General features: G+C 40.3%; 15 protein-coding genes. 8 read left to right on the forward strand and 7 right to left on the reverse strand.

From position 1 onward, the window contains the following. The 3 genes from AC1DDX_RS07615 to AC1DDX_RS07625 form a co-directional block, all read left to right on the forward strand. Window positions 1-2,476, forward strand: a 2,476-nt coding sequence (locus AC1DDX_RS07615) for a SusC/RagA family TonB-linked outer membrane protein (RefSeq protein WP_477621917.1), incomplete at its 5' end; no start/stop codon positions are given. 11 nt (window positions 2,477-2,487) lie between these two features. Then, window positions 2,488-4,083, forward strand: coding sequence for a RagB/SusD family nutrient uptake outer membrane protein (locus tag AC1DDX_RS07620; RefSeq protein WP_288880004.1), 1,596 nt, complete (start codon window positions 2,488-2,490; stop codon window positions 4,081-4,083). Between the two features lie 44 nt (window positions 4,084-4,127). Then, a complete protein-coding gene (locus AC1DDX_RS07625; RefSeq protein ID WP_288880002.1) occupies window positions 4,128-5,258 on the forward strand; it encodes a TlpA disulfide reductase family protein in 1,131 nt (376 codons plus the stop codon). Between the two features lie 384 nt (window positions 5,259-5,642). On the opposite strand, the gene AC1DDX_RS07630 is transcribed toward AC1DDX_RS07625, so the two are convergent. The 3 genes from AC1DDX_RS07630 to AC1DDX_RS07640 form a co-directional block, all read right to left on the reverse strand. Next, on the reverse strand, window positions 5,643-6,419 hold the full coding sequence (locus tag AC1DDX_RS07630) for a hypothetical protein (protein ID WP_288880000.1): 777 nt from the start codon (window positions 6,417-6,419) through the stop codon (window positions 5,643-5,645). A 268-nt stretch (window positions 6,420-6,687) separates the two neighbouring features. Beyond that, window positions 6,688-7,467: a DUF2490 domain-containing protein gene (locus AC1DDX_RS07635; RefSeq protein ID WP_337714918.1), complete on the reverse strand. Its 780-nt coding sequence runs from the start codon at window positions 7,465-7,467 to the stop codon at window positions 6,688-6,690. A 427-nt stretch (window positions 7,468-7,894) separates the two neighbouring features. After that, on the reverse strand, window positions 7,895-8,797 hold the full coding sequence (locus tag AC1DDX_RS07640) for a DUF6263 family protein (RefSeq protein WP_288879997.1): 903 nt from the start codon (window positions 8,795-8,797) through the stop codon (window positions 7,895-7,897). A 316-nt stretch (window positions 8,798-9,113) separates the two neighbouring features. Here AC1DDX_RS07640 and AC1DDX_RS07645 point away from each other — a divergent pair, with 316 nt between their 5' ends. Beyond that, entirely contained in the window at window positions 9,114-9,569 is a 456-nt protein-coding gene (locus AC1DDX_RS07645) for a hypothetical protein (protein WP_288879995.1), read from the forward strand. 366 nt (window positions 9,570-9,935) lie between these two features. On the opposite strand, the gene AC1DDX_RS07650 is transcribed toward AC1DDX_RS07645, so the two are convergent. From AC1DDX_RS07650 to AC1DDX_RS07665, 4 genes are all read right to left on the reverse strand, one after another. Continuing rightward, window positions 9,936-10,997: a cytochrome-c peroxidase gene (locus AC1DDX_RS07650; RefSeq protein WP_337714916.1), complete on the reverse strand. Its 1,062-nt coding sequence runs from the start codon at window positions 10,995-10,997 to the stop codon at window positions 9,936-9,938. A gap of 61 nt (window positions 10,998-11,058) precedes the next feature. After that, window positions 11,059-11,421, reverse strand: a complete 363-nt coding sequence (locus tag AC1DDX_RS07655) for a DUF3817 domain-containing protein (RefSeq protein WP_216854498.1) — start codon at window positions 11,419-11,421, stop codon at window positions 11,059-11,061. A 38-nt stretch (window positions 11,422-11,459) separates the two neighbouring features. Next, window positions 11,460-11,921 (reverse strand): hypothetical protein, encoded by a 462-nt coding sequence (locus tag AC1DDX_RS07660; RefSeq protein WP_172663378.1) that lies wholly within the window; start codon window positions 11,919-11,921, stop codon window positions 11,460-11,462. Window positions 11,922-12,009: 88 nt separating this feature from the next. Further along, a complete protein-coding gene (locus tag AC1DDX_RS07665) occupies window positions 12,010-12,357 on the reverse strand; it encodes a rhodanese-like domain-containing protein (protein WP_337714914.1) in 348 nt (115 codons plus the stop codon). Between the two features lie 375 nt (window positions 12,358-12,732). On the opposite strand from AC1DDX_RS07665, the gene AC1DDX_RS07670 reads away from it, so the two are divergent. The 4 genes from AC1DDX_RS07670 to AC1DDX_RS07685 all read left to right on the forward strand — a co-directional run. Then, window positions 12,733-13,320, forward strand: coding sequence for a TetR/AcrR family transcriptional regulator (locus AC1DDX_RS07670; protein WP_172663376.1), 588 nt, complete (start codon window positions 12,733-12,735; stop codon window positions 13,318-13,320). A 210-nt stretch (window positions 13,321-13,530) separates the two neighbouring features. Continuing rightward, the gene (locus tag AC1DDX_RS07675; protein WP_172663375.1) at window positions 13,531-14,058 is read left to right on the forward strand and encodes a DUF420 domain-containing protein; all 528 of its coding nucleotides are present in this window, start codon (window positions 13,531-13,533) and stop codon (window positions 14,056-14,058) included. Window positions 14,059-14,060: 2 nt separating this feature from the next. Continuing rightward, a complete protein-coding gene (locus AC1DDX_RS07680) occupies window positions 14,061-15,293 on the forward strand; it encodes an efflux RND transporter periplasmic adaptor subunit (RefSeq protein ID WP_288879984.1) in 1,233 nt (410 codons plus the stop codon). Between the two features lie 17 nt (window positions 15,294-15,310). Then, a partial coding sequence (locus AC1DDX_RS07685; protein ID WP_477621918.1) for an efflux RND transporter permease subunit occupies window positions 15,311-17,113 on the forward strand: 1,803 nt, incomplete at its 3' end.

The raw sequence follows: 17,113 nt of genomic DNA on the forward strand, positions 1-17,113 counted from the left end.
TGCGGGTACAGCCGCCGTGTACGGTGCCAGGGCGGCAAACGGGGTTATTCTAATTACGACAAGACGTGGTGAGAAAGGTAAAACATCATTGAATTATACCTTCAACGGCAGCTGGCAAAAACCAACAAAGTTAGCAGATTTGGTTGACGGCTATCAGTATGCAACACTGTTAAATGAAATGTACACCAATGAAAATAACTTTAATCCTGCTCAAAACAGGGGATATACACCTGAACAATTGGAAGTGATCCGAACAGGCTCAGATCCTGACAGGTATGCAAATACGGATTGGTATAGTGCAATAATGGGAGCCAGTAGCTTTCAGCAGCGCCACAATCTTTCCGTAAATGGAGGGGGAGACAAATCCAGATATTTTGTTTCTGGCGGTTATCTGGACCAAAGGGGGCTCTTTGAAACTTCCGGCTATAAGCAGTATTCATTGAGGTCTAACTTAGATGCCGATATCTCAAAAAGCCTTAAGGTAAGTTTGAACATCAACGCCCGTCTTGAAAAAACAAAGGATCAAACAGCGGGATCTGCCATTACCAGTTTTTACCGTATGATTTCTCCTTTAATCCCCAGCAAGTTTAGTAATGGGGCTTATAACTACATCAGTATTCCGAGTGGTTTCTCTTCTTTGGTTAACGGAAGTCCATATTTAATGTCAAAAGGAGAGGCAGGTTATAGGAACACAGAGCTTAATGTATTGGAAGGTGTAGGTTCGTTAACCTATAATTTTCCGTTTATAGAGGGGCTTAGTGCTAAAGGCACACTTTCCTATAACAGGTATCAAACCTATTTCAAAAATTTCGCGAAGCCATATTTAACTTCAATTAGAAATGATGATGGTACTTATGTGACCAGAATAAATGGATCCATTACAAAAGCCTCTTTGACAGAACGGATGGAACAAAGACAGACTGTATTGGCTGAAGCTTCTTTAAACTATAAAAGAACATTTGGGAGGCATAGTTTAGATCTGCTGGCTTTGTATACACAAACAGAAAATCAGGGAAACTGGCTTCAGGCTTCCAGGGGGAATTATCCTTCAGCTCAGGTTGATCAGATATTTGCAGGAGATCCTGCAAATGATGACAATGACGGTTCTGCCTTTAGAAATGCCAGACAAAGTGTGGTTGGCCGTGCGGCATACAACTTTGCCGAGAAATATTTCCTCGAATTTAGTTTCCGTTATGATGGCTCTGATGTGTTTCCAAAAGATAAAAGATTTGGTTTCTTTCCTTCAATATCCGCAGGCTGGGTGCTAAGTGAAGAATCCTTTCTGAAGGATATCTCTGCAATTAATTTCCTGAAAATCAGAGGATCTTATGGTCAGTTGGGGAACGACAGGATTGGGCAGTTTTTATATTTGAACACTTATACACTGGGAACTGGTCTTGACGGGTACTATATCTTTGGCAATACAAATCTTCAGGCCCTGGTTCCGGGTGTTATTCCTAATGTGTCTTTTACCTGGGAAAAAGCAAATATTACGAATGTTGGATTCGAAACCAGGTTGTTTAATAACCAGCTGGGGTTAACTGCTGATTATTTTTATAAGAGAACAAAAAATATTCTTGGAGATAGGAGTTTCAGTATCCCGGCAACCATTGGCGGTACCTTGCCAAGGGAGAATTTATCTACCATTGACAACAGTGGATTTGAATTCCAGCTGGAACACCAAAATACATTGGGCGCAATAACTTATTTTATTAAACCTAATGTTACTTTTAACCGCAATAAAGTAATTTATATGCCAGAGGCAAGTGGTTTATTGCCTTATCAGAGTTCAATTGGGCAATCCATTTATGTTGCCTCAGGTAACTTAACATCCAATCTGGGCTATGTTGCCGAAGGTTTATACCAGTCTGCAGCAGAAATAGCCAGCGGACCAACACCTCTATATGCCAACGTTGCACCCGGTGACATCAGGTATAAAGACATCAATAACGATGGTAAGATTACAAGTGCCGACAGGACAGTAATTGGAAAGGGGGATTATCCAAGGATGGTTTATGGTATTTCCCTGGGTGGGAGCTATAAAGGTTTTGATTTGAGCATACTTTTGCAGGGTGCAGCTAAAGTGCAGAAGTATATGACGGGTCAGGGAGAATGGGCATTCGCAGGAAATAGCGTGCCATCAGAAAAGCATCTGGATCGTTGGACACCTGACAATACCGACGCCTCCTATCCACGCTTGTTTTCAAACAACTCCAACAACAAAGAAATATCCAGTTACTGGCTAAGAGATGGTTCTTACCTGCGTCTTAAAAACCTGGAATTGGGTTATAACGTTCCGGCAAGCGCATTGCGTGGATTAAAGATTTCAAACGCGCGCTTTTACGTTAGCGGGACCAATCTTTTTACCATTACCAGCCTCAAAGATGTAGATCCTGAATCCTTTGTGTCTTCATTCGGTGCAGAAAGCTATCTGATTCAGAAGTTATTCAACCTTGGTTTAAGTGTTAAATTTTAATCTTCTTTAAAATGAAAAGATATTCTATAATTATATGCCTTTCCTTAATCATCTTTGCTTTTGGGTGTAAAAAGGATTTTTTAAACAGCCAGCCACTTGACAGGTACAGCGACGAAGATGTATTTAAGGACTCTACCCTGACGGGTCTGTTTTTGAATAACCTCTATGCAGGTATTCCTACAGAATTTGCCGGTACAATGCGTGATGCTTTTACTGACCAGCTGTATTCGAGCAGTAACCTAAGTATCTATCAGAATACATTTATTGCCTCAAGTGTGCCGTTCGGCATTCAGAATGCCTATAACAGTGCCTATATTACCATCAGACGCTGCAATATTTTAATCGGTAATATAGATCGCTTGCCGGCAAGTGTTGCTTATAAAAGCAGAACAAGGGATGAAGCCAGGTTTTTGAGGGCTTTGAACTATGCCTACCTGATCAATTACTTTGGTGCTGTGCCGCTGATTACAAAGGCGCAAGACCTCAACGAGAACCTGAATGTGCCGCGTACTTCTTATCAGGATGTTGTCAAATTCATTGTGAGTGAAACAGATGATATTAATAAAGGGCAGTTTCTTGCTTATAAGTATACCGGTGCAAATGTGGGGAGGGTCACTATAGGAGCAGCTCTGGCGCTAAAAAGCCGCGTATTGCTTTATGCCGCAAGTTACGATAACAACTGGCCGGCTGCGTATGATGCCAGTAAAGAAGTAGTTGATATTGCTGGAAAGGCGGGGTACGGATTGTTCGCCAATTATGAAACACTTTTTCATGAGGCCAATGACAATAATTTGGAAGTGATTTTTGATCATCAGTATAAAGCAGATTTCCAGGCTTATCATGTTCATCATTATAATTTGCCATGGGGGCTTGTTCCCCCGGGGCCAAGCGGATTAAATCAGCCTACTCAAAATATAGTGAATGAGTATGAGATGAAAAATGGTAAGTTAATCAGTGAAGCGGGATCGGGCTTTGATCCGGATAAGCCATACGATAACCGGGACCCAAGATTTTATGCCAGTATACTTTACGATGGATCTACCTGGCTGGGCAAGAAACTGGATCTGAAACTGGGATCCGAATACAATCCGACTTTTGCCACATTGGCGACAGGATATGCCCTTCGAAAAATGGAGGAGCCTACATTTGATCCTCTGAATACCTCCAAAAGCTATGGCGGAGGGCAGAATTACATCCTGTTTCGATATGCAGAGATTCTATTGAATTTTGCAGAGGCAGCGTTTAAGCTAGGTAAAACGGAGGAAGCAAGGGGCTATATCAATCAGGTGCGCCGAAGACCCAGCGTAAATATGCCGGAAATTCCTGCTGGCGGGTTGACGATGGAAAAAATTATGCATGAAAGGAATATTGAACTTGCATTTGAAGGCACGCGTCTTTGGGATATCCGCCGCTGGAAAATGGGACCTCAATATCTGGGTTCAGTATTAAAAGGGATTAGTATTATCCAAACCGGATCAGAACCTCGTCAGTATACCGAAACAACGGTTGTACAACGGAATTTTACAGATCGGCTATATCTGTTTCCGATTTACCAGGCCGAAGTGGAGAAAAATCCTGCCTTACTACCCAATAATACCGGGTGGTAAACTAAAAATTCATTTTATTATAAACGATTTTAAAAAAAGTAACCATGAAATATATCACATTAAAAGTATTGTTTTCTACTATCTTATGTCTGACCATCAGTTTCTCCTTTGCTCAGAAGAAACCAGGGTATCTTATTAAGGGGACTTTGACAGACTATCCTTCCGGTAAAGTCTATTTGCAGCATTCCAATAACGATGTTTCCACGATAGATTCATCAACCGTTATAGATCATAAATTCGAGTTTAAAGGCAAGGTTGCTGAACCGATTTTCTGCAAAATTTACATTAAAGATGAAGGAAAAGGAGCGCAGTTTTTACTTGAGAATGCAGAAATTACCTTCAGTGGAAAGAAAGACTCATTGTACTTGGCGAAGATAAACGGAGGTCCCGAAAACACTACTTATATGAGCTTTTACAAAGTAGACTGGAAACCGGTTACAGCTAAGGCAGGGGAGATTTACAAGAGATTAGATAAAGCCAATCAGGGTGGAAAGGTTCAGCTGGATTCTGCCACCAGAACAGCTTTTGATAATGAATTTAAAGCGCTTAACGCGATGAACGACAGCATCATTAACGCTTATGTAAAACGCAACTCAGGTTCTGTTGGAGCTGCGATTGTTATTCTGGAGAGGTACATTAACTATCCTTATTTTGATAATGCAAGGGCACTGATGCCATTACTTAGCGAAAAAGTGAAACGATCTTCATTTGTAAAGCAAATCAATAACGCGCTGATTCTTAATGCTAAAACAGCAGTAGGTCAGCCTGCACCTTTGTTTTCAATGGCTGATAGTGATGGGAAAATGATAAGTCTAACTGATTTCAAGGGGAAATATGTGTTAATCGATTTCTGGGCAAGCTGGTGCGGCCCATGTCGTAAAGAGAATCCTAATGTGGTAAGCGCTTATCGCAAGTACCATGATAAAGGGTTCGAAATTCTTGGCGTTTCCCTGGATACTAAAAAGGATGCCTGGCTGAGTGCTATTAAAGCTGATGATTTAACCTGGAATCATGTTTCAGATTTAAAAGGCTGGGCAAATGCAGCAGCTGCAGTTTATGGAGTAAAATCTGTTCCAGCTAGTTTTCTGATTGGTCCTGATGGAAAAGTAGTGGCCAAGGATCTGAGAGGTGAGGAATTGCATAAAAAGCTGGAATCGATTTTAGCCGGTAAGTAGTTCTTGGTTAGGCATATAGGTGTCATTTTCTTATGGCTAGACTTGTTTTTATGTGTTTTGTTGAATCCTTTCATCGCTTAGTTCTGTAAACACCTCTAATAATAGGGAGAATCACTTCTAAATGTTCTAGAGGATTGCCGGTCTTCCGGCTGAAAAACTGATTGGTAAGAAATTTAAAAGCTTGCATCATTCGCGGCTCACTTAAAAAGACACTGAAAGTGGCACCAGGAGCGCAGATACGAATTAAGTTCAAATCCGCCCGTCTCTGCTAAAAACATCATCAAAGCTTTATAAATCCTGCAAATCCTTGATTTGCAGGATTTTTCTTTTAGTCCGACTATTAAATTTTTCACCTCCCGGATTGTACAACATGAACGCAAATCATCACAATATAGAAACCTTCATAGAATTATCTTTATTAACCCGTACGGATATTCTGACGTTCCAAGGCCTTTTTCCACCGCCATCTACTCTTGGCAACCACGATGTAGCTTCCCGACTCATAAATTCCAAAACTTTGTTTGAATAAACAGAAGGTTTGCCCTCAATTAGTTTTAATTTTCCAATTGTGCCGTTTTTCTCAACTAAGCCCGTAATGATGATCATAGAATCTGTTATCGCAATGGGCTTCCAGTTCTTAAAATCCTGTTCGAGTTTTTTTGTCAATTTTAGAATATCACCCTTAAAAGTAGGACGATAATCAGCAGGACCAAGAAGAGGCTCGGTATTTCCTTCGAATGTGTAAAAATTAAAATGATGCACGAGAGAATCGCGCTGCATTGTTGTTGTCAAGTTGTAAATAACATTGACATCAGTTATTTTTCCGATTCCTTGAAAATTTGTCAGCTTAGCTGTTGTAGGATTTGGGAACGGAAATTTTCCATATTTTTTACGAAACAAATAGAGATCACCATCAAAGGTAAGCGTGTAACGCTCTCCAAAAGTAGGCTGTGGTTTACCCCGGAAAAATATTTCTATTGTTGCTATATCTCTTTTGTCATAGAAAATGACAATATGATCAATGTTCTTATACCGGTCAAAGAATTGTTTAGCTGACGGATTGTAAACATTCACATCAAAGCCCGCTCTTGATATAGTTTGTGCCTGCAGGTGAAAGCCGAAGGCGTATATAAGAATAAATAAAAAAAACATCTTTTTCATAGCCATTATTTTAAGCTCATGGTTGAAGCAAAGAGCGTTTGCTGTCATTTTCATACAGGAAACGTCTGCTGCTAACTAATATTCGTTTCGCTTGTAATATACAGTGGATGAGACATAATCCTGACCTGAAGGTTCCACCACTAAAAATATAAGAAAAAAAATGTGATTTACACTTTTTCATGGCAGGTTTATTCGTGTTTTCTATTTACTTCTGGTTCTCATGAGGGCTCCGCCGTTTTACATCGTTTAACGGCGGCAATGGGTAAGGTTATTTTCTGGTTCCAGGCTTTTTCTTGAACTGGGAAAACAGGTTCTCAAATGCAAGGACTACCCATAGGGCGTGTGCATTGTCTATATCTTTGCCTGAGATCCTCTGCTGAATAATATTCAGGTAACTGGCACTTAGCTTTACGTTCTTGAACACTTCATACCCGGCACCTACGCTGATCCTGTTCTGATCAAATATATTGGGGTTGTTCTTAACCGCTTTTCCAAACTGGATAAAAACCTCTTCGGACACAAAGACCGACAATGGTTTGTCTTTTGAAAGGACGCTGAGCAATGGCTTCTCCAGTCTGATTTGATACCTGGCACGCCAGTTGGGCTGATAGTCCCCGTTATAAGCCAGGTCACGCATCCGGTATTCTAAGCTGTACCTGTTTGAATAATTGAAAAACCTAAGCTTTTGTTCATTCTCCAAACGCGCAGAAACCCGGTATTCCTTAACACCCTCTGGTTTGACATCTTCAGGACCATCATAAAATACATGAGAGTCGAAATAGGCAATTGGTGATAATGAAACCTTCGTATTGGGTGTGAGTTTATAGTTCAGCCAGGGCCATACGCTTATGAAATGCGGAGCTTCAAAAATATTGCCTGTACCTACCGACTGGGTTCTTTTCTGCAGGTAAATTTCCCACTTAAGTTTGCTGTTGATCGTGTCTGCTAAAATGAGGCGTCCCCAGAACACCCCATGGCTATGTTGTTTTTGTGCGTAAATGCTGGTAGATATGGTGGCTATGCATATCAGCAGTAAGAGTCTTTTCAAAGTCTATCAATTTAGTCGACAAAAGAGCTGAATTATTCGCACTTCTCCAAAAGAGCATGATCAAATAATTGTTATTCAATTATTACTCCGAGCAATTGGTCTACAATGGGAAAAAGTGCAACTGCAAAGACTGGGAAGTCATTTTTTCTGTCCATAATTTAGACAGAACTCCCGATGAAATTCTCATGCATTGTAATGAATTTTTAAAAAAGTATAGGGATAAGATTTGAGGTCGCATCAGCTCGGGCTTGTAAATTGTATATTTCACCAAAAGTGACGAAGACCCACGTTCCGCGAAAGAGGTGGCCGCATGCGGAATAATCCCCACCTTAAGAATATTTTGAGTAAATTCAATCGCCACTCAGCTTGGACTTGAAGTTTTTGGAGATCTCATATCTTTGTTGATAGTTAACGCAGGCGGACTCATTTATTTGATCAGGGTGTTTATTAATGTAGTTTCGCCTTTGATTTGCATCAAGATAGAATCTCCTATCATAGCGGGTGTTCCCGCTAGTATCGTTGCGCTACCGATCATATCTTGTTTTATTTTTGATTCTGTAATTAGACCGGTTTCCTTATCAATTTTATTCTTTGAATCCATAATGCCGGACATGTTAAGCCCAAATAAGGGGCTGGAACTTACATCGCTCCCCAACCTTAACTTAGATTTCATACTGACAAGATATTCGTGACTGGTAATTTTATCCATCTTATAAATTGCGTCTATTGCCGGTGATAAGATATCTCCGCCCCCTGCTCTTTGGATCCTCCATGTATCGCCTCCTTTAACTATCTTTTGAGGGTAAATATTCGCATATTGAAGGTTACCACTTTTAATCGCACTGTCTCCGTAAGCTTTAATGAAGTTTTGTGATAACTTGGCTCTCATTTCTTCGGTAAGACCAGCGATACTGGCTGTCACTTTTGAAAACAGTGAATCAGCCCCGATGACTGCCACAATCCGACCAGTATTGGTTACCTTCACCTGATAGGACTGCCCTTTAAGCTTTTCTAATACTGCTGTTGTAGGGGTTTTCAATTGAGTTGTTGGACCACCGTCCACCTCAATATGGACTTTCATGGATTGATATGTGACTTGAAATGTATAAACGCTATCATCTACTGCAAGTACTTCATAACGATTTAGACCTTGTGAAGTTGTGGAAGTACTCATTTTCCTTCCTGAAACTGTTTGAGTGATGGTAGATTTTAAAACAATGCGCTGTTCATACTTCTGACCTTTATTGAGTTTAATCAGAATTCTTTCAGGAGGAGTTTTACAAGCGAAAAGAATGGTTGAGGTCAGGACCAGTAGTGTTAAATTTTTCATGAGGAGTTAATTGGATGATAAGATAAGAAAATTCCAACTATCACAGCCCCAAAAATTGATTTTCTTTTATTAGCGGAAGAGCTAAGTGTACATTTCGCTAAAAGTGGCTCTTCCCCAATTTTGGTGGTGGAATAAAACGTCAACTCGCATCAGGCATTAAAAGATGCTTTTCGAACTTAATAAAGATCTATCTCGGAGGAAGGAAATAGGAAAATCGATTTAACCACCAAAATTGGGGAAGAGCCGGATATATTTCTTCTGTTTATTTTATGTTTTTGCTAAAAATATTAGTAATTTTGTGGTTCGATTTTTACGTATGGAAACACCGATATTAGATGAAAAGTACTATTTCAAGCCCTCAGTACCTGTTAATGAATTGCCTGGGGATGGCAATCTTGTAATTAATACCAGTGTAAATCCGGAAGAAAAGTATGTGATTAATGTTGCCGAATATCGTTCGCTGCGTAATGCGATAATAAAGCATCTTTTGACTTTTTATGACCGGGTGGATTACTGTGATGCAGGAGATATCAATACTTACTTATCTATCAGGGGCTATAAAGGGCATCAACTGTTCACCTATGTGTTTTATGTTGAGGAATGGCACTGCTACCAGCATACGGGTGTGTTTCAGGAGATGATAACGCAATATTTAGCCTGGGGAATAGCTGATTATCATCGTAACGATTCTGGCATGTTATTCCAGAGGATTAAAACGACACATCCTGTTACTCAATATTCGGTCTTGAGGGATGAAGGGGATAAAGTTTAAAGCTGCGCTTATGGTGATGAGGGTAGGGTGGCTATGATTAGTCAGGGCAGCTTGAATGGTATTCATATTTATGTTAATGGCTTTTATCTGTATTATGGGTAAATGGGGAGTGCATTGGAGATAGCCAACTGAGAAAAGTGTGACTAAGGAGCGATACGGTCTCGACGATACTGAGGCAATAGTGGACAGATTGCGTGATGCAGGATGGATGGAATGACAGGGGACTTAAAGCTGTTTCCTTTCATCAATAATCTCCAGCAGTCTGTCTAATCTCCATCTTACCGGTTCTTTAATCCGTTCTTGCGTTCCTGTGCGAAGAATTGTTATTTGTTTATCCGGAAATATATATTAAGCAACTTTAATTAATCATGGTATTTGAAATCTTACATCTGTTAGAAACTCCTTATCGGTTAGCGTTTTTAAAAAAGCGATAATTTTATGTTGATCACTACTGGATAATGCAAGACCTAAAGTGCCGTTATGTCGTAACTGTTCATCTAAGTGAGTATTGCGCTTTACGCCATTTGCATAATGTGTTAGAACATCTTCCAGTGTAGCAAACCTACCATCGTGCATGTAAGGTGCAGTAACTTCTATATTTCTTAAGGAGGGTACACGGAATTTCCCAACATCTGTTGCCAGGTGTGTCGAACTGTCTCTTCCACGGTCAATTGATACCAGGTCCAACCCAGTGTTACGATAACTCAGATCTGTAAATAAGGGCTCTTTATGACAGGCACTGCATTTTTGCCTAAACAGAATATAACCATTTTTCTCATCAGTTGTGAAAACACCTCCTTGTTCGTATCTCCTATACTTATCATAACGTGAATTAGCCGAAACGAGCATAGACATGAATTGAGTAAGTGCATTCAGCAGTCTTGCCGAATCGATATCTACAGAACCATACGCATTCCGGAAAAGATCAGTGTAATGACCATTCGCCCTCAGTTTTTCTACGGCGCCTGCCATGCTGTTTGCGATTTCGCAAGGATTTATAATTGCGTTATGCGATGACAATTGGAACAGTTTGACGCGGCCATCCCACATAAACTCCTTTTGCCAGGCCAGATTGAAAAGTGCAGGCGTATTTCTTGTTCCAGAGCATTGCTTAAAGCCTTGGCTTACATGTTTATTTTGATCTGAAAAAGCGGAAAATGACTGATGACAGCTCGCGCAAGAAATGGAATTGTCTATCGACAACGCACGGTCATAAAAAAGAATCCTGCCAAGTTTAAATCCTGCCGGAGTTACAAAGTGCTGATCATACTGGCTCCCAGGTTGCGGGAAATTTGGGGGAACAGTAAATTTAAGCTGAACTTCTTTTGCATCGTAATTAACTTTGATTGGCCGGATATTATACGCTACCAGAAAAAGAACGAGATTAATAAAGGCTATAATACCGAAAATCTTTGTTTTTGCTTTCATTCAGCGGAGAATCCATTATAAGAGTATGTAAATAGCATTTCATTGTGGCTTGTAATTATTTTCATACTGTTGTTTCTGATTCAGGTGATTGCTGACGTTTCAGTTCGGTCTCGGCAGCAGACTTGAGAATGTACCGGTCGATATAAAATGTACCGAATGGAATAATGCATGCAATCAGGACTTTCCAAGTGGTATGTTTGAACTTCCAGTGCTGTTCGACGCCCACACTAATGGTGGTAAAAATGAACCAAAGAAAAAGGACGCCGTGTACGGGTCCCATAGTTTTAACCATGAGCGGTTCATCCGCCCAGTATTTGAGCGGCATCGCCACACCAACCAGTAGTAGTAAAGAAATACCTTCAAGATAACTGATTAGTCGTAAGCGGCCCACCTGTGTTTTGAAAATTTGATCGATGAAGTGCATAGTGAAAATTTTAAGATTTGAAAAAATATAATTATCGTTCAGAATGTGCGCAAATAAGGTCTCCCCGCCAACGGTGAGAATGGCCATGGAATGGCAATGAATATAATCACCAGCGCAGCCGTGAACCAGCGCAGCATAGTTTGATATTTTGCGCTGTCTTCTTTCAAACGTTTGGTTTTTGCAGATCCAATGGTAATGATGAGGATAGCTAATATCATCGTGGAAATATGAAAGTACTTGAAGAAGATCTGTTCATTCACTACCTTATCAGGACTACCAAATGTTTGGTAAAGCACGGCAGGACTTTGCACATAAATCGCCATTCCGATTAATAACTGTATGTGCGCGATAGTCGCTGTCCAATGTCGGATAGCATTGGCTTTTGGGGTGAAAGCCTGCTTCCGGGATAATCCGCGATATGCAGTGATTATGGCGTATATCAAACTGCCTAATACAAACCATCGACTAACTGAATGAAAAACAAGGAGGGTATAATACATATAATGGTTAGGTTATTATTTGAAATTATTAACTAAATGAAAGGCAATTAATGCATCAGCTATTTTGATGTTTGGCGATTTTGGGCTTTCATACGGCCGGCCAAATCCTGCAATGCTCCGCCATCGTATACATTTTTAAACCCCTTGATTTCAACACCTGTACCGTCAGAATGCTTCTTACCCCATGAGAACAACAGGTAATAACCGGCCTGCGCTGATCGAATCCAGCTAATGAAATAGTTTCGATGCTATTCAATGGTATATTTATAGTGCCATTGATATGCCCTGTTTCAAATTCCGAAACACTTCGGACATCCGGGATTACTGGATTTTGGGAAAACAGATTATCCATCCTGTTATCAGTTTTTGATGAACTGAAAATTTTATAGATGCCAAATACGGTTAAAAGCATGATGAGGAATACAAAATATTTCATATTACATTATTTTTAAAGTCACTAAATAAGACATACTGGATGGTATGTTCTAAGCCAAATTTATTCTTTTCCATAGTTCTCTATTACCGTCAAAAAAACCTTATTCGCGTTGAGTTAAAAAAAAGATACCATTTAGTATGTTTTACAAACATATTAAAACATATCCCACTTATAATATATCACTAAGTCATTTCACCGTCAAAACATTTATCCCTAGACAGAGGTGAGTCATATGCCTATTTGTTTTTGATTCTTTTGTTTTAACACAATTGGAGGCAATTTTGTCGCTCCCTACTTTTACTTATTGATGACAGAAAAAAACAGAGAATCTCAATAAAAGGTATCTATCTTTGCGACATACTAATCAGTATGTTTATGTCAAAAGCAGAAGTGACAAGATCAGATATTCTCAGAAGAGGGCTTGAGTTAATTTACAAGCAGGGTTATCAGTCGACAAGTATCGACGATATCCTAGCTACAACAAAGGTTACCAAGGGCGCTTTTTATTACCATTTCCGAAACAAAGAGGAAATGGGCGTAGCGCTGATCAGTGAAGCGATGCAAGATGAGATTTGGCCACATATAGAAAAGTCTCTTTCAGCTGGCTCTGATTTCAGGGACAATATTTACGAAATGATCAATGGATTGCTTTTTGAACATCCCTTTATGACGGTCGAGCATGGTTGTCCCGCGGTGAACCTTATTCAGGAGATGGCGCCTTTGTCTGAAGCATTTCGGACGGCTTTGATAAAGTCGTTAAACAAATGGAAACGAGCTATCGAAGCGGAGATCATAAGAGGTCAACAGGCAGGTCAGCTGGGCATGGCACATGATGCCAAGCAGATTGCATTGAATGTAATAACCCTTTACCATGGCGTGAGAAATATGGGTAAATTATTGGGTAAAACCTACTATACTTCATTTCTGAATGAGTTTCGAAGATACCTAGATACTTTGGAATAATTTTTTGAGTAAAAACATACCAAATAGTATGTTATAAATGATACCAATTATGATCAAACAATTTGCATACTCAAAAACATACCAAATGGTATGTTTTGCCTGCCCCAATCAATTTTTGTTACAGCTTTTCTTCGATGCATTCATGTTCTGGATGATTTGCCATTCTCTGATGCTAACACGACCAACCATCACAACCCTATTCTTAAACTAATGCAACAAAGAAATTATAAATCTCTTATATGGGTGCTAACCCTTGCTATCAATGGTCTAATCGCGCTGGCCTTTTTCTTACCCAAGATTTCTTCATTGAAGGGATACGATTTTTCAAAGCTTCCACTGCTCAACGCTATATTAAATGGCCTGACCTTTTTTTCTTTGATGATTGCGCTATTTGCGATACGTCATAAAAAGATACCCCTGCACCGAACATTTGTATTCCTTGCGTTTTCATTTACATCCTTGTTTCTGTTTTCGTATCTGCTTTATCATTTTTCCACGCCTTCTACTAAATATGGCGGCGACGGGATACTGAGGGGAATTTATTTTTTTGTTTTGCTTACCCACGTTTTTCTGGCTGCGCTGATCGTATCTCTTGCGCTATTTACAATGGCATTCGGATTAAACAATCAGATTAACCGGCATCGTAAAATTGCCAAATGGACGATGCCAATCTGGTTGTATGTCAGTTTTACGGGTGTTCTTGTCTACTTACTTATTTCGCCTTATTACCACCATTAAACATGATAGCAATACCCATGATCCCGCAAAAAATATCGGTGAAATTTGGCTCACCATTCATTTTATCACACATTTCTAATTTATCAAATCAATTCTTTATGAAAAAAAATCTGTTACATGGAATGATAATTCCAGCTATCATATTTTCTTCCTGTACACTGGGGAACCAACAGGCACAGAACACGACTGTACCTGAAGTTCCTGTGACAATAGTAAACCAGACCGATGCGGTGGTTTATACAGAATACCCGGCAAAACTTGAAGGGCAGACCGATGTGGAGATTCGCTCGCAAGTCAAAGGAATCTTGGAAAAAATATTTGTAGAAGAAGGTGCTTATGTCGAAAAAGGAACACCGCTTTTCCAGATTGACACCCGCCCATACCAGGAAGAATATAACAATGCCCAGGGCGAATTATTGGCTGCCAAGGCAGACGTGGCAACGGCAAAAATCGAAGTAAAAAAACTTACGGCGCTCGTGCAAAATAAAGTGGTTTCTCCATATCAACTACAAACTTCACAGGCGGCTTACGATGCGGCGGCCGCTCGTGAAATCCAAGCGCTGGCAAAAGCTGGAAATGCGAAAATCACTCTGGGTTTTGCAACAATCAAAGCTCCGGTAAGCGGTTATATTGGTCGCTTTGGTAAGAAAACCGGCAGCCTGGTTGCCCCATCAGATACGCAACCATTATCTTATCTATCTGATAACACGGAAGTACATGGTTATTTCTCTGTTGGTGAAGCTGACTTTGTTGCCTTTAAAGATGGTTTGAAGGGCACCTCTATCGGAGAAAAGTTAAAAAATACTTCAGCAGTAACCATGGTGCTTTCCGGTGGTATTACTTATCCACAACCCGGCAAATTAGATATGGTGGATGCCGCATTCGATAAATCTACTGGGGCAATCACTCTGCGGGCAACCTTTCCCAACAAACAAGGTTTGCTTCGATCTGGGAATTCAGGCCGGATTAAACTAGGGCTTAAACAAGCTGGCGTAGTTGCAATACCTCAGGCAACAACATTCGAAATGCAGGACAAAATTTTTGCATATATAGTTGATCAAAGCAATAAGGTCCGACAAGTAGCTTTAACCATTTCCGGTTCAATTGGAAATACCTATTATATCTCCGATGGTCTAAAGACAGGTGACCGTCTAATATTAAAAGGACTGGAATCCCTCAAAGATGGCATGTCTGTTAAACCTGAAAAATCTAACGAAAACCTGGCTAGCAATTAAGCCCTAATTATTAAATCATGTTAAAAGTTTTTATCGATAAGCCGGTTATCGCCACGGTGGTTTCCATTATGCTGGTAATTCTCGGTGCGGTAGGCCTTATGGATCTACCCATACAACAATTCCCTGATATAGCCCCACCTGTTGTACAGGTATCAGCCAATTATCCCGGCGCAAATGCGGAAACAATGGTACGCGCTGTAGCGCCACCATTGGAGGAAGCAATTAATGGGGTCGAAAACATGACCTATATGAGTTCCACTTCGAGTAACGATGGAACCTTAACCATTTCAGTTTATTTTAAGTTAGGTACTGATCCTGACCAGGCGGCTGTAAATGTACAAAACCGCGTGTCATCAGCAACCGGACTTTTACCACTGGAAGTGGTTCAGGCTGGTATCACTACTCAAAAAGTACAGAATTCACTCATTATGGCAATTAACCTAATGAGTGAAAAGCCTAAGTTGTATGATGCAACTTATCTTACTAACTATGCGCAAATCAACGTTATTCCTGAGCTTAAACGTATACAAGGAGTTGGGCAGGTAACACTGTACGGTGGCAACAGGGATTACTCCATGCGAATTTGGCTTAAGCCAGCACAAATGGCCACTTACAATATCACCCCAACCGAGGTGATGGCAGCTGTCAAAAGCAAAAACCAGGAAGCCGCTCCTGGAAGATTCGGAGAGTCAAGCGACCGCTCTTTTGAATACGTCCTTAAATATTCAGGAAAGTATACCAAACCAGAGGAATATGGGAATATGATCATAAGATCAAATCCTGATGGGAGTATGTTAAAACTCAAGGACGTCGCTAAGGTTGAATTGGGTAGCTATACTTACAATTCGCTAAACACAGTAAACGACAAACAAAGTATTCTGTTCCAGGTTATACAATTGCCTGGCTCCAATTCAAGGGAAATACAGACCAAGGTTGCTGAATTTCTAAAAAAAGCGGAGAAGGATTTCCCACCGGGAATTAAACAGCAAATACTTTACAATACAAAGGATATGCTGGATCAATCCATCGATCAGGTCAAGCATACTCTGATTGAGGCATTCATCCTCGTTTTTATCGTAGTATATATATTCCTGCAGGACTTCCGGTCAACACTAATCCCCGCAATAGCTGTCCCTGTGGCTCTTATTGGCACCTTCTTCTTTATGTCTGTCTTTGGATTCTCCATCAATCTTCTGACCTTATTTGCCCTTGTATTAGCCATCGGCATTGTCGTGGATGATGCCATCGTGGTTGTCGAAGCAGTGCACTCCAAGTTAGAGCATCGGAACATTACTCCAAAGAAAGCCACCATGGCCGCCATGCATGAAATCACAGGTGCGATCATTTCAATTACCTTGGTAATGGCGGCTGTATTTCTCCCGGTTGGCTTTATGAAAGGCTCAGCAGGTGTATTTTACCGGCAGTTCGCGTTTACTCTTGGAATTGCTATTGTCATATCTGCATTGAATGCACTAACCCTGAGCCCAGCATTATGTGCCTTATTATTGAAAGATGTGAATCATGATCACCACGAAAAACCAACAAGCTTCAAACAGAGATTCTTCTTTGCTTTCAATAAAGGATTTGAAAATGTAACTGGTAAATATGTGGGAGCGGTAAAAAAAATGATCAAGTTTAGGTGGGTTAGTCTTGGAGGACTCGTACTTATAGTTCTAATTACTGGATGGCTTATTCGCAGAACACCTACAGGTTTTATTCCGTCGGAAGATTTAGGGTTTATCGCTATATCGGTGAATCTTCCGCCAGGTTCTTCTATGAACAGAACACAGGCAATTCTTGATGAAGCGGCTAATAAAGTG

The sequence above is a fragment of the Pedobacter sp. 10L46_2 genome (genome assembly GCF_056395165.1).

Excerpts from the sequence above, each read along its gene's own strand:
- AC1DDX_RS07645 (WP_288879995.1), top strand. The coding sequence starts at position 9,114 with ATGGAAACACCGATATTAGATGAAAAGTACTATTTCAAGCCCTCAGTA.
- AC1DDX_RS07620 (WP_288880004.1), top strand. The coding sequence starts at position 2,488 with ATGAAAAGATATTCTATAATTATATGCCTTTCCTTAATCATCTTTGCT.
- AC1DDX_RS07640 (WP_288879997.1), bottom strand. The coding sequence starts at position 8,797 with ATGAAAAATTTAACACTACTGGTCCTGACCTCAACCATTCTTTTCGCT.
- AC1DDX_RS07665 (WP_337714914.1), bottom strand. The coding sequence starts at position 12,357 with ATGAAATATTTTGTATTCCTCATCATGCTTTTAACCGTATTTGGCATC.
- AC1DDX_RS07675 (WP_172663375.1), top strand. The coding sequence starts at position 13,531 with ATGCAACAAAGAAATTATAAATCTCTTATATGGGTGCTAACCCTTGCT.
- AC1DDX_RS07670 (WP_172663376.1), top strand. The coding sequence starts at position 12,733 with ATGTCAAAAGCAGAAGTGACAAGATCAGATATTCTCAGAAGAGGGCTT.
- AC1DDX_RS07655 (WP_216854498.1), bottom strand. The coding sequence starts at position 11,421 with ATGCACTTCATCGATCAAATTTTCAAAACACAGGTGGGCCGCTTACGA.
- AC1DDX_RS07630 (WP_288880000.1), bottom strand. The coding sequence starts at position 6,419 with ATGAAAAAGATGTTTTTTTTATTTATTCTTATATACGCCTTCGGCTTT.
- AC1DDX_RS07650 (WP_337714916.1), bottom strand. The coding sequence starts at position 10,997 with ATGAAAGCAAAAACAAAGATTTTCGGTATTATAGCCTTTATTAATCTC.
- AC1DDX_RS07660 (WP_172663378.1), bottom strand. The coding sequence starts at position 11,921 with ATGTATTATACCCTCCTTGTTTTTCATTCAGTTAGTCGATGGTTTGTA.
- AC1DDX_RS07680 (WP_288879984.1), top strand. The coding sequence starts at position 14,061 with ATGATAGCAATACCCATGATCCCGCAAAAAATATCGGTGAAATTTGGC.
- AC1DDX_RS07625 (WP_288880002.1), top strand. The coding sequence starts at position 4,128 with ATGAAATATATCACATTAAAAGTATTGTTTTCTACTATCTTATGTCTG.